The following is a 13,309-nucleotide window of genomic DNA, read 5'->3' on the forward strand; positions in this document are numbered from 1 at the left end:
GAATATTGGTTCCGTGTGCATCGCCCAGCTCGCCGGTGATTGGCTGCGGATCGCGTCATGCAACGGTCATCGGACGTTTAGACGTCCAACAGAAAGAGTTGAGAAGTCGGTGATCTCCCTGACTCGGGGACAAACCGTCCCGCGGCGGCTTCGAGAAGCCACCCAAGGCACAAGGAAGATCACTTGCCAGGAGCCCGGACTTGGCCGGGCTCCTGGCAGTTCAGGCAGGCGCCCGACCGCTTACTGGTAGCTACCCAGCACGCTGACCCCGCTGAAGATCTGGTTTCCACCCGAGACCGTCACGTTGTAGGTGCCCGCCGCCGGTGCGCGGAGCGTCACGGCTTCGGTATTGGTGTTCGCGTGCGCCGACGTCCAGATCGAGGCGCCGAGGGCCACAGTCAATGTGACGTCACCTGTACCACCCGAGGTGCGGAAGGTCAGGGTGGACTTGCCAGCTGGCACCTGCAGAGTGAACTGCTGCGCCCCACCGGCTCCGCCCTGCGTGGTGACCGCGACATTGTTGGTCAGCGCGGTGACGGTTGGCGGCGGCGTGGTGCTGGCCGGCGGGGTGCCGTCGCCCCAGGTGTAGGCCAGCTGGTTGAAGGCGTTGATATCGAGCGAGCCGAAGCCCGTGGTGAAGTCCCAGCCCGGCGCGCCGTTGTAGCCATAGGTCGTGCCGGCGTAGTAGACGCCGTTGTTGCCCGACATTACGTCATGCAGCACCTGCGGGTTGTTCGGGAAATCCCGGTACATATCGCTGGCCGGGAAGCCGATCGAGTTGTTCGCGTAGGTCTGCGCGCGCGCAAACACACCCACGAAGATCGGCGAGGCGAGGCTGGTACCGCCGACGCCATACTTCTGGCCGCCGATATAGATGATGGCGCCGGTATACGAGGATGCATCGAAGGCGATATCCGGTAGCTGACGCACGGTCGCGCCCAGCGCCGTAGCCTGCCATGCGGGTGCCTTTTCAAACAGGCTCACGCCACCACCGGTGGCCCAGATGCGGTTGTTGCCGTCGCCAGCATCCGCGATGCCGTCATTCCAGGTGACTTCGCCTGCCCATGCGGTGCCATTGGTGGTCAACTCGGTGCCACCCACGGCGATCACGTTCGGCGACGTCGCGGGCTCACTCGACGAATAGTTGCTGAGGCTGAACGGTGCTGGCAGCACCACGCCAGCGTTGGTCTCAAACTCGCCACCGTTCGCGGTGTACACGCCCTGGTCACCGGAAGAGACCGAGAAGGTTTGACCCTGCGCCACGGCCTGGGCAAAAACCGCGTCATCTGCCGCCTGGGTGCCGTCCTGGTTGTCAGCCGTCTCGTCTCCGCCCAGCGACACGTTGATGATTTTGGCAATGTTGTCGGTAACCGCCTTGTTATAGGCAGCGGTGATGCCGGCGTTGGTTAGCTCTCCGTCATTGGCGCCATCCAGGCCGTTGGCGGCCGTGTAGAACACGAGCTGCTTGACGCCGCCGGACGTGCCGACGATGGTCTGCGAATCAAGACACCACTCGTCGTCAGCGCTGGAGTCATCGGAGAAGTCCTTCGCGCCCGTAATCGTGACCTTCACCACCTTGACGTTGACCGGAGCCATGCCGTTCACCGTCGTCATCGTATTGAGGTCGGCCTGCGCCTGGGTCAGGTCGCCCCAGGTGATGATGCCCACCGTGGTGTTGTATGCCGTCGGCGTGTTGCCGGCGTCATAGATCAGCGGAAACTGCGTCGGCGGGTGCAGCACATTGGTCGGGCTCGAACTCGTGCCCGCCTCGGTCACAGAGGAAACCTGTGCACCGCGATGGCTCATCGGATGCTTCACGCTGACGTTCTGCAGGCCCGTCACCGCGCCGATGATGCCACTCAACGCCTGGGGCACCATGGGGTCGCTGTCGTTGGCGAACTTCAGCTTGCCATTATCGGTGTACGACTTCATCGTCGCGTTGAACGCCCTGCCGACGGCGGCAGCATTGCCGTCCGCAAACACCAGTGTGTTGTTGGGCGACACTTCGATGTTGGTGAACCCCGACTGTTGCAGGTGCGTCACGACCGCCTGCACCTGCGCGTCGGTCGGCGAGAAGGTCGCCTTGAACTGATCCGGGGTGAGGAACTGGTGGTAATTGGCGCTGCCCAGCGTGTTCACGCTCTTGTTGAACGTCTTCAACTGGTCAACGTTGCGCAGATTCACGCTCACCGACACATGCATCACCTTGGTGCTATCCAGCGGTGTGACCTGCGCCTTGACGGCGGGCTTGCCGTGCGCATTGATCACGTACTTGGCGGCCGAGGTCGAGTCGGCCTTCAGCAGCGCAGCGTGCGTCGCGGTAGGAGCCCACGCGGTGGCAGTGGCCGCGTGGCCACACAACGGGCTCAGCGCCAGGGCAAGGGCCATGGGCAGCAATGCCTTGTTGCAGGATTTCAGCTTTTGTACACGGCAAAACATTTTCGATCCCCCAAAAGAAAATGGAAGGACTCCGCGGCGACTCGCAGGCGGAGGCCTCGTTTTTGACATGCGCCACCAGGCGCGTATGCAAAGCGCAAAGGGCAACAACCAGCGAAGCGAACAGGACGCATTGGTGGCCGACCAGGCCATGGCCGATGCAACGGCCCCCGTGCGCATGTGTACCCACGCTCCCCCGTGAGTGCCGACAAGAAGGCTCGGCTCGCCGTTGTTGACTTCACTTGTGAATCGCCAGTGACCCAGCGACTCTCCCCGATGCAACAATCGACCCGAGAGTGATCGTTGTCACCCACGTAACATCGCGCTACCTAACCAAAACCGGTGAGCTTTGCCCGCGGCGGCATGGGTAGTGGTTGGTCACCTGGATATTTAGCGATAGGGTCTCTGTCTCCCGACATGAAACCGGCGCGAGACATGGTGCGGCGAGATGTCGGCCAGCCACTCGCGAATTGAGCGACGCCCGTCGTTGCGATGGGTCACATGGCATGAATGGCGTACGCGTCGCGCAACGCTATGCAGTCAGGATCACCGATGTCCGCTATCGCGGCACGACCGAATGAAAAGCGAGGGAAGTTCGACTTCTCGATATGCTGTGTATGAACTTCGTCCGGCCCCATTTAGGGGCATCGCTCAGGATGAGGTGAAGCAGCGGATTTGCTCGCCGGGTAACTACGGTCGCTTGACGAACAGGTATCCCGTTCGACGCGACGTAAGTATCGGGTTTTGTCCGCAGTTGGCATCGCTGAGCTTGCGGCGAAGGCGATAGACAAGCATGTCGAGGCGATGATGATCAAATAGGTGCGGATCTTCGCCCAAGGACTCAATGAGCGCGTCGCGCGTCACCGGCGATCCATCGGCTTCCATCAAGGCATTTACGATGAAACGCTCTGACGACGTCAGGGCAAAAATCGTCCCGTCCGGTGCCACGAGACACCAGCCGGTGGGGTCCAGGTGCCACTCACTCGGTGCGGCGGGGGCCGCCTCACTCACGGCCGTGAGGCGGCGAGCGAGGCTGCGTAGTGTCACAGCAAGTACGTCAACGTCGATCGGCTTGGGCAAATACATGTCCGCGCCTTCCGAGAGTGCTTGAATCCGATCCTGACGCTCACTGCTGGCCGTGAGCATGATCAAGCCGATGTTCGCGTTGAGTTGTCGAATGTGTCGGACGACATTCAGCCCACTATCGTCTGGAAGGCCGATGTCCAACACGATGATGTCGAACTGGCGCGAAAGCATGACCTTGTAGAGCTCGCCAGCGGAACCGACGCCCACAACGTCGAAGCCAAAATCGCAGAGCCCTGGAACGAGTACCGCTTCGCGAAAGCGCTCTTCATCCTCCACGATCGCAACGCGGAGGGCGGGTGTCGCCGCGGACAAGTCGTGTCGCTTCGGATCGGACATCGTCACTTCATCGAATACGGTGTGCGCCAAGGTGCCTTTTCAACCTATGACATTCAGCATTGGCTTGACAATAGGAGGTATACCCCATGCCGCTAGAACCCGGTGTCGATGCAGCTGCGAGAGAGCGCGAGTTGTCGGTCTCGTACATAGGGACCTCGACGGACGCGGGTTGGGTCAGGATTCGCACGGGCTACCGGGAGGCTTACAACGCGACCCTGTCACGCGCAGCGCTTAAGGCAATCCGGGCTCGCTCCGTATCAGTGTAGTCATGAGTTATCAGAGGCAGTCGCAGCTCGAATGTGGTGCCTTCTCCTGGTCTGCTGTCGACCGTCACGTTGCCAGCCGCAGCGGTAAGGATGTCGTATACCGCGGAAAGACCAAGACCCGTGCCATAGCCCCAAAGCTTGGTCGTGAAGAAGGGCTCAAACACTCGCTGCCGGACCTCTTCGCTCATGCCGTGGCCGGTGTCTTGCACCGCCAGAGTCAGCAACTTTTCACGAACGTCCTCAGCCAGCCTGATGATGAACTCCCCTCCGTGCGGCATGGCATCGGCGGCGTTTGCAGCCAAGTTAAGTAGCATCAGCTCAAACTGGCCTCGATCCATTTTTATCGGAAGGCCGTCTCTTGGTGCTTCCAGCCGAACGCGAGTGCTCGCTCCGAAGAACTGGCGAAGCATCGGCTGCAATTCATGCACCGCTATCGCCGCATCGAAGGTTTGAGACCGGACAACATCCTTGCGTCCAAAGTTGAGCAGTTTGCGGCTAATGGAGAGCGCACGTCTGGCCTGGAGCTCAATGTCCTCCATCGCGTCCATCACCGCTCGCATGCCGCGATCGGCGAGGCGGTCACGATGGGCCGCATAGCCGAGCACGACGTTCAGTACGTTATCGAAATCATGCGCCACGCCGGTGGCGATGCGGCCCACAGCTTCAAGCTTCTGGGCATGAATAAGATGATCCTGGGCCTTTTCGCGCATGACGATCTCTTGCGCCAGGTTAGCGTTGAGCTTCTCGAGTTCTTGCCCTCGCAATTGGGACTCGGTCAAGGCCGCGCGAAGCGGCGCCATCGTCTGGTCCACGATGACGGCGATGAGAAGAAAAATCAGTGCGCGCAGCAGCCGCAGGTATGCGATCGTCAAAAGGCCTGGCGCGTGTGTAACGATGACAGTCACGAGAGCGCCCAGGGCCATACAGACGAGTAGCGCCAGATAAGTCGTCCACAACGCTCGACGTCCGAGGACTTGCCCAGCTAAGGCGAGAACGATCCAAGGGGTTGGATCGCCCCCAGGTTGGACCATCCCAGGGGACATTTCGCCGATCGCAAAGGACACAAGCAGGACGCTCAGGAAAAGCAGCACGGCTTGCCGGAAATGGCCACGCCTGATCAGGAATAGACCCATCCAGGCGGTTACGGTTGTCAATGCGTCAGTGCCAAGATCGAGAATCTGATCGAGACGTTGTTCCCGGTGCATTGATGCGCCAAGGATGATCGCGACGTAAAACGCAATTTTGATCGCTGGCACGACGACGCCGACGGTAGCGAACAGCAGCTGCATAAAAGACGCGACCTGCTGTTCGATAGGATCGGAAATGGGCGTCTTGTTCAGCCACCTGCGCAATCGGCGCCACATAAATCTCTCACCACAATTTTTGTTGGAACGCGACATCCGGGGCAGCATCGAGACCGCAAATGATCTCCAACGAGCAGATGTCTCGCCGAGGGCAGTGGTCCGTTGGCTGGGGTGCCATTCCATCCTTCAGTGGCATAACCATCTGTCACCGCGACTCACTTCTGAGCCCTACCCTCTTGTCGCGATTCAACCCCTTTTCCCAGTCTATCAAGTAGCGACCTCGCCACCCCCACCAAAAAAGGGGGGGCGGCCAAAAGATTGCAAGGGCAGCGCCCGACCGGACCTACTTCAAGCCTCGCCACCAACGTCGCCTTGGGTCCGCTTTACTTTCGGCCGTCACGCCACGCTCGGCCATCACCCAAGCCGTTGGAGCGGCATCTCGTGATCGCCCTCGTCCGGCGCAACGGAAAGCGTCCGCTTCGGGTTGCGGATTCAGCCGATCGCTGCAACACACTAAAGACTGCGCGAGCAGCAGGAATGTTGCAGCGACCGGTTGCATCCGCTGTCGGATGCGGACACTCAAAACTGTGCAGTCACTTGCTTGAAAGCAAGGTCTATACCAGCAAACTAAGTACTTTTGCTTAGGCGAACCGCGTGTCCTTACCGTTGTTGTAGCCATCACGGCGGGTGGAGCATGGTCGATACGTCGCCACAACCTACGACCCATCGCCAGGATGGCGTGCTGCACCGAAAGCTTTCGACGAGTTGCCGCCACACCCCAGTTGCTCACTTCGGAGAGGCCCGTCATGTTCCCCTGGCTCTGCTGTGTGGTTCGCAATATGTCATTGACCGCGCTTGCAACTTTGGCGTGGGGTATCGCATCGAACGCTTTGCTTCCCGACATCGCTGTTGCGCAAGGGGCGGCAGCGACTAAGCAAACACCCTACGTGCTTCCCGTACCGCCACCACCTTTCAAGGGTGTCATCGGCCGAACGTACAAAGACTCGAAGCCGGACAAGATCCCAGTCGTCCATGCACCGGATGGCGCGCCCAATGTCCTGTTGATACTGATTGATGACTCGGGCTTTGGTCAGTGGAGCACTTTCGGCGGCCAGATCCCAACACCGAATCTCGATCGACTCGCTAAGGAAGGCTTGCGCTTTACGCGATTCCACACGACAGCCTTGTGCTCGCCGACCCGCGCCGCTTTGCTGACCGGTCGAAACCACCATTCAGCCGGCACCGGTGTGATCACCGAAATTGGCGACGGATACCCTGGTTACAGCGGGGAGATTCCGGCCAGCGCCGGGATGGTGTCGGAGATCCTGCGGCAGAACGGCTACAGCACCGCCTGGATCGGCAAGAACCACAATGTCCCCGATTGGGAGACGAGCATTTCCGGCCCGTACGATCGGTGGCCGAGCCGCCAGGGCTTCGATCATTTCTATGGCTTTGTCGGCGGCGAGGCCAACCAGTGGTCACCCGCGCTCTATCGCGACAATACGCCTGTGGAGATGATCATTCCCAAGGGCAAATTGGGCCACTACACCCTCAATGATTCCCTCGCCGACGAAGTCATCAGCTACATCCATCAGGAGAAGTCAGTCACTCCTGACCGACCGTTCTTCGTCTACTACGCACCAGGCGCCACGCATGCCCCCCACCATGTGCCACAGGAATGGATCGCGAAGTTCAAGGGTCAGTTTGATCAAGGTTGGGACAAGTATCGCGAGCAAACTTATCAGCGCCAGTTGAAGATGGGCGTCATCCCTCCGGATACGAAGCTAACGCCCCGGCCCAAGGAAATTCCTGCCTGGGACTCGCTATCGGCCGATCAAAAACGAGTCGAGGCGCGCTTGATGGAGACGTTTGCCGCGTATACGGCCCAGACCGACTACGAAGTAGGTCGCGTACTAGAAGCGCTGGAGGCGACGGGCCAGAAGGACAACACGCTGGTGATCTGGGAGATCGGTGACAACGGCGCCTCCATGGAAGGCACGCTCACCGGCGTTTTCAATGAGATGTCATCACTGAATGGCCAGCCCGAAGACACGGCCTTCGTCGTCAAGCATATGGACGAGATAGGCGGACCCAAGGCGTACAACCATTTCCCTGTCGGCTGGGCTTGGGCGATGAATACGCCGTTTCAATGGGGAAAACAGGTGGCCTCGCACTTTGGCGGCACGCGCAACCCCCTGGTGATTTCATGGCCTGACCGCATCAAGGACAAGGGCGGCGTCAGGACGCAATTTCACCACGTCATCGATATTGTCCCGACGATTCTTGACGTGGCCCATATTCAACAGCCCACGGAGTTGAATGGCGTCAAGCAGAAACCCATCGAGGGGGTCAGCATGGCCTATAGCTTCGATGACCCCAAGGCGAAGGAACGTAGACAAACTCAATACTTCGAAATGTTCGGCAACCGAGCCATCTATCATGACGGCTGGATTGCCGTCGCCCGGCATGGCCGCTTGCCATGGGAGAACGCTGGCAGCTACGACTTCGACAAGGATACGTGGGAGTTGTACGACGTCGATCACGACTTCAGCGAAGCGGACAACCTTGCCGCCAAGAACCCGGACAAGCTGAAACAGTTGCAGGATCTATTTTGGGTCGAGGCGAAAAAGTACAACGTGCTTCCCCTGGATGATCGCTTCATCGAGCGCGCCGATCCGAGCCTCAGGCCAAGCCTCATCGCAGGCCGCACCAACTTCATCTACTTCGCAGGTGCAACGCGCATTCCGGAGAGTTCCTCGGCGAACATCAAGAATCGCTCGCACACCATCACGGCCTACTTCGACATGCCACCCCAAGGCGGGGATGGTGCACTGGTCGCGGCAGGTGGCGTTGTGGGTGGATACGCGCTCTACATCAAAGGCGGCAAACCCTGCTACGAGTACAACTGGTTCTCACAGGCGCGTTACAAGATGTGCAGCTCAGCCAAGCTAGCCCCTGGCCCACAAACCGTCCGCGTCGATTTCAAGTATGACGGCGGCGGCGTAGGCAAGGGCGGCACGGCCACGCTATTTGTCGGTGACAAGAAGGTCGCTGAGACCCGTGTTGACAAGACGGTTCTGGGGCGTTTTTCCGCCGATGAGACATTCGATATTGGCATGGACACCGGTTCGCCAGTCAGCACGGACTACGAATCGCCTTTTGTCTTTAATGGAACCATCAAGAAGGTAGTGATTGACCTGAAGCCACAGCCTTCAGCCGTCGCTGATGCGGCCGCAAAGGCAACTCGGGAGACAGAGCACGCCATGGCTATTTCGGAATAACACTGGACCCTCGAATCTGTCCGCTTCGGGTTGCGAGCTCAACCGGTCAACGCAACACGTTGATGAAATCGTTTTGCGCGGCATATCCATCTTCTACGCGTCCAGGACTGCCCGACTAACGATCCCGCACTACCAATAAGCTAGATCACTCCTGGAATTAAGGTACTTCCCACCTACTGGCTTTGGAGCAATGAGTCTTGGCTCCGGGCGCCATCGCAACGCACCTTCTGCTGGCGCAGTGTCGGGGTGTTGCGTTCACCGGTTGAGCTCGCAACCCAAAGCAATGAGATGGACTCCTCCCCGCCTTCGGCATCGAGTGCCAGACTGGAAGCGATAGAACCAGTCAACGGCGAAGAGGAGTCCACCCATGAAGCTTAAGCGCATTGGGGTCGATCTGGCCAAGAACGTGTTCCAGGTCCACGGCGTGGATCAGCGAGAGAAGACGGTGTGGCGCAAGCGCCTATCGAGAGACCATTGGTTGCAAGCGGTGACGGAAGCGGCCGAGCCGGGATGTGAGATCGGCATGGAGGCCTGCGCCGGTGCCCACCATTGGGCGAGGCAACTGCAGGCGCGTGGTTTTCGCGTGAAGATGATGGCGCCGCAGTACGTGAAGCCGTACGTGCCGCGCAACAAGAACGATGCCAAGGATGCGCAAGGCATCTGCGAAGCGATGAGCCGGCCGAGTATGACGTTCGTGCCCATCAAGACGATCGAGCAGCAGGACATGCAGGCCGTGCACCGCATTCGCACCGGTCTGGTGGAACAACGGACGGCTAAAGGCAATCAGATCCGTGGCCTGGTCGCTGAGTACGGCCTGGTGGCGCCCAAGGAACTGTCGTCGCTGCGCTGCGCGATTCCGCGCTGGCTGGAAGATGCGGATAACGGACTGACGACGCGCTTCCGCCACTTGCTCGACGGCTTGTGGCACGACCTGATGCTGCTCGATGTGCGCGTGGCCGAGCTTGATCAGGAGATTACCGTCATGGCCAAAACCGACGCGGCGGCAGTGCGCCTGCAGCAGCTGCGTGGTGTGGGGCCAATGATCGCCACGGCGCTGGTGGCTGCGATGGGCGATGCCCGGCAATACACCAACGGTCGTCAGCTCGCCGCGTCGTTGGGCCTGACGCCGGCACAGAACAGTTCCGGTGGTAAGGAAAGACTGCTGGGCATCAGTAAGCGCGGTAACGCCTATGTGCGCGCACTGCTGGTGCATGGCGCTCGCGCGATGTTGCGCACAGCCGCCACCAAGGACGATGCCTTAAGCCGATGGGTCACCCGGTTGGCGGAGCGATCCCATCCGAACGTGGCCTGCGTGGCGCTCGCCAACAAGACGGCGCGCATGGCCTGGGCCATGTTGCGCCATGGCACCGACTATCAACCGGCGCTGGCGGCCGCCTGAGCGTAGCCATAATCAACTCTTCGAAGTTGGTTGTGGTTAGCGGGTCGTGTGAGCGTCAACTCACACGGCCCGCGCCTCGTGACATCACTGTCACGGTCACTCGTGCAGCCGGTTGCGGTGACCCCGCGAGTGACACGCCGAAACTAGCAAATGGTCTCGGCGTTTGCCTGTCGGCTTTTGCTGATTCTTTCTATGCGTGTTCTGGCGAGTGTCGCTGTCAGTGATGGCGCTATGGAGCGCACCTCGGCGGCACCCTCAAACCATCAAAAGCGACCCGTCCCCAAAGACGGTACCCGGTTGACTTATAGGCAAGGCAAAAACTCAACCTGGGACCGTTATTGCATCGCAACGGAGATCATGTCCGTTTCGGGTCGGAAGCGGACATCCCTAAGTCATCTAGTCGGCATTGCCGGGCCTTCTCTCGTGCTTCCGCCCACTGTCTTCAGTCGCCCACTCGGGAAGGCCGCAGTGCACGCATTTCTTTGAAAGACCACTGTATGCGAGAAAGTTGGGCATGAAGAAGCGCTTATTGCATCGCGGGCAGCGGAACGCCTTTGCGACGCAACTGACCAGAAACGACGCGCCGAACCAACATGGAACGAAATAGTTATTGGCGTTACCGAACGACGGAAAAGAGAGCGCAAAGGCGACGGGGATACCCAAGGCGAACATCCCGTAGGAACCGTAGGTCCACACCCGGAATCGGCGCCATTTGTCTTCGTACATCCCATCCCCCTGAAGGATTCCAATCTTTGAGTTAGGCCAAGCCACGAACCAAGCTTGAGCCCGAGTATAAGGTCCGCTTCGGGTCGGAAGCAGACAGTTCTAGCTTATCGATCATCCGGGGTGAATGCGGCGCCTGCGGTTGTCCGGATGGTGATTCGGCGCTCACGAAGTTGGCCGGCAACCAGGGCTAGGAGTGAAGCTTTGTCTTTCCCAACCCAAAACTCAAAAGAAGGAGCCACGATCCGGCCACCCTTGGTTTTGAGAACCAGATTTCCGCCACCAACTTCAGCAGCGACAAGTTCATTCCAGTTTAGAGTCGCTTGCTTGTGAGGTCGCCTAACAGTCAATCCATTCTCGTCTGCCAACACATGGGCTGACATGAGAAGAAGAGCAGCTCCCAGGCTGCCAAACAGCGAGCACAGCATAAATACAGCTAGCCAATTGCCCCAGGCCGAAATGACACCGAAGAGTGCCAACGCAAGAGTCGAAGCGCCGAACCAGAAGAGAAATGGTGTCTTGACCGAGTAACTCACATGATTTCGCCGTGCCTCAATCATCGGGATTGGATGCCTTCAAGGGCCTGTCTACTAGCAGATCGTATCCAATGTCTGCTCTGGGTCGGAAGCGGACGCTTCGATCGACTATGTATAGGGTATGCGCGTGGCCGCCACAGTTACGCCCGATTGATCCTGGATCTCAACCGGAATCGCATACTGTGTAATCGCGCGATTCAAGGCAGTAATGAATTGTCCAGGCATCTCTACCCTCGTATCGAGTAGCAACCGCTGCCTGCTCCAGAGGGGAAAGCGGGATTCGACCTTGCCTATGATCTGAATCGCCTTGAATGGCTCGGGCAGGTTTCGCCCTTGGGCGTCTCGGACGGTGACGAGGGTGACGTCGGACCATTTCGCGGTCGCCCAGGTACTGCCGAAAGAACGCCTGCAGACGCCGTTTGTATCAACGCGCGTATCGGAGAGGGCGACTAAGCTAAGGCAGCCGACATAGAACATCACCAGGAAGGCCCCTGCAATAAACAGGAACTCTTGGTTATAGAGGTCAGGACCGTACAGGACTTGGCCGAAGACAAGGCAGTAGAAGAAGGCGGCCGGCGCAAGGGCAATGAGGGAGATAGTCTTCACCAGTCGACCGCCAAAGCACTCAAAGGTCTGACCTTCCACTGTCTGGTCCATGCTTCTTCTCCTCATCTTCGGCCCGCTTTGGGTCGGAATCGGACTTCTGGCCCACATCACCAGGCCCATGGGGGCACGGAATCTGCCTTCTTCAATTCTGACACTTTGCCAATGACCCAGGCGCCGCACCAAATCCCTAGGGCTACGAGCGACCCGATGATTGCGGCAGCAAAGATGAGACCCAGCTTCTTCCCGTCTTCGCCTTGGAACGGCATTCGATTGAGCACGCCACTTCGCTCAATCCTCACCCACACAAAGATGCCGAGTGGTGAACTCACCCCGACTGTGACAGCGCTAAAGAGCAATCGCGCCCATAAGCCTGTGGCAAGCCACTCGTTGCACAAGGGACATCGAAAGTCCTTCCAGTAACGCGACGGCACAAAGTCCCAAACATTGACTTCGATTGCCCGCTCACAGACGGGGCAAGTCCTATGAATGAGCAAAGTTGTTCCCCTTAACAACGATGTGCCAGTCCTTCTTACACCACTTTTGGTCAGGATTGACTATGTCCGCTTCGGGTCGGAAGCGGCCATCAAGAAGGCGACTGGGCTGCCTCCGGAATGCTCGTTCGCCTGGCTTTGTAGCTTACAAGTAATGCCATCATGACCACGATGCCGAGCGAGGACGGAATGACCTGGCTCCACGGTTGGAAGTGCCTTAACGAGTTGCCGGCCCCAGATGACAGCATGGCGAAATAGCAGCCGGTCATCTTTATCCCATGATCGATTGGCCGGGCATAGCGGACCCAATACGTTCCCCAGAACGTTCGGCTCAAATCGTAGAGCGCAATACACGCCACGTAGGTCGCTGTTGAATAGCCAATCATGGGAGACCAAGATCCAGTGCCCACGCTCTTCGACAAGGCAATCCAGGCGCACCCCATCAGTGCGGCACAAGCAAGCAAGATATCGATGGCCGATGGACTCCGACTTCGCAGCGCCAATGCGCGCAGGCCGCTCACATACTGATAGCAGGCAGAAAGCGTCGCAGCGATTAACGCCGGTGGCTCGTCCAGAAAAATATCGGCTAACACCGCCGTTGCCAAAACGATGCCGGCCAAGATGACAAATACTCGGCCACTGCGTCGATGAATTCGCCCCCCTTTGGTCGACAGCAAAGGCACGATTCCGCAAATCAAACCGGCCACGCCAAGACTGATGTGCACGGCTAGGTTGACATCATTGAGTTGCATATCCCTCCCCTAGGGACGATGTTTGGTCCTGGCTCACTTCGACCCCGAACCTGGATGCTAAATGTGTCTGCTTCGGGTCGGTAGCGGACCTTG

The 13,309-nt window shown here is 59.0% G+C and carries 8 protein-coding genes; 2 read left to right on the plus strand and 6 right to left on the minus strand.

Translation table 11 applies throughout. The features are described 5' to 3' along the window. Nucleotides 1-240: 240 nt before the first annotated feature. The 3 genes from AC0GUR_RS13470 to AC0GUR_RS13480 all read right to left on the minus strand — a co-directional run bounded on the left by AC0GUR_RS13470 (nt 241) and on the right by AC0GUR_RS13480 (nt 5,488). Complete coding sequence (locus tag AC0GUR_RS13470; RefSeq protein ID WP_472878002.1) at nt 241-2,439, minus strand: protease pro-enzyme activation domain-containing protein; 2,199 nt, start codon at nt 2,437-2,439, stop codon at nt 241-243. A gap of 687 nt (nt 2,440-3,126) precedes the next feature. Beyond that, entirely contained in the window at nt 3,127-3,858 is a 732-nt protein-coding gene (locus AC0GUR_RS13475) for a response regulator transcription factor (RefSeq protein WP_472878003.1), read from the minus strand. A gap of 202 nt (nt 3,859-4,060) precedes the next feature. After that, complete coding sequence (locus AC0GUR_RS13480) at nt 4,061-5,488, minus strand: sensor histidine kinase (RefSeq protein WP_472878004.1); 1,428 nt, start codon at nt 5,486-5,488, stop codon at nt 4,061-4,063. Nucleotides 5,489-6,234: 746 nt separating this feature from the next. On the opposite strand from AC0GUR_RS13480, the gene AC0GUR_RS13485 reads away from it, so the two are divergent. Both AC0GUR_RS13485 and AC0GUR_RS13490 read left to right on the plus strand, forming a co-directional pair. Further along, the gene (locus tag AC0GUR_RS13485) at nt 6,235-8,709 is read left to right on the plus strand and encodes an arylsulfatase (RefSeq protein ID WP_472878005.1); all 2,475 of its coding nucleotides are present in this window, start codon (nt 6,235-6,237) and stop codon (nt 8,707-8,709) included. Nucleotides 8,710-9,076: 367 nt separating this feature from the next. Beyond that, nucleotides 9,077-10,108, plus strand: coding sequence for an IS110 family RNA-guided transposase (locus AC0GUR_RS13490; protein WP_472878006.1), 1,032 nt, complete (start codon nt 9,077-9,079; stop codon nt 10,106-10,108). Nucleotides 10,109-10,938: 830 nt separating this feature from the next. On the opposite strand, the gene AC0GUR_RS13495 is transcribed toward AC0GUR_RS13490, so the two are convergent. From AC0GUR_RS13495 to AC0GUR_RS13505, 3 genes are all read right to left on the minus strand, one after another. Then, on the minus strand, nt 10,939-11,367 hold the full coding sequence (locus tag AC0GUR_RS13495) for a hypothetical protein (protein WP_472878007.1): 429 nt from the start codon (nt 11,365-11,367) through the stop codon (nt 10,939-10,941). Between the two features lie 108 nt (nt 11,368-11,475). Further along, nucleotides 11,476-12,024, minus strand: a complete 549-nt coding sequence (locus AC0GUR_RS13500) for a hypothetical protein (protein WP_472878008.1) — start codon at nt 12,022-12,024, stop codon at nt 11,476-11,478. A 532-nt stretch (nt 12,025-12,556) separates the two neighbouring features. Further along, entirely contained in the window at nt 12,557-13,216 is a 660-nt protein-coding gene (locus AC0GUR_RS13505) for a hypothetical protein (protein WP_472878009.1), read from the minus strand. Between the last annotated feature and the right edge of the window lie 93 nt (nt 13,217-13,309).

The organism is Dyella sp. PARNA 12/25, from assembly GCF_055702865.1.

Bases quoted from the DNA above. Each gene is read 5' to 3' on its own strand.
- AC0GUR_RS13475 (WP_472878003.1), bottom strand. From the start codon at position 3,858: ATGTCCGATCCGAAGCGACACGACTTGTCCGCGGCGACACCCGCCCTC.
- AC0GUR_RS13470 (WP_472878002.1), bottom strand. From the start codon at position 2,439: ATGTTTTGCCGTGTACAAAAGCTGAAATCCTGCAACAAGGCATTGCTG.
- AC0GUR_RS13490 (WP_472878006.1), top strand. From the start codon at position 9,077: ATGAAGCTTAAGCGCATTGGGGTCGATCTGGCCAAGAACGTGTTCCAG.
- AC0GUR_RS13485 (WP_472878005.1), top strand. From the start codon at position 6,235: ATGTTCCCCTGGCTCTGCTGTGTGGTTCGCAATATGTCATTGACCGCG.
- AC0GUR_RS13480 (WP_472878004.1), bottom strand. From the start codon at position 5,488: ATGTGGCGCCGATTGCGCAGGTGGCTGAACAAGACGCCCATTTCCGAT.
- AC0GUR_RS13500 (WP_472878008.1), bottom strand. From the start codon at position 12,024: ATGGACCAGACAGTGGAAGGTCAGACCTTTGAGTGCTTTGGCGGTCGA.
- AC0GUR_RS13505 (WP_472878009.1), bottom strand. From the start codon at position 13,216: ATGCAACTCAATGATGTCAACCTAGCCGTGCACATCAGTCTTGGCGTG.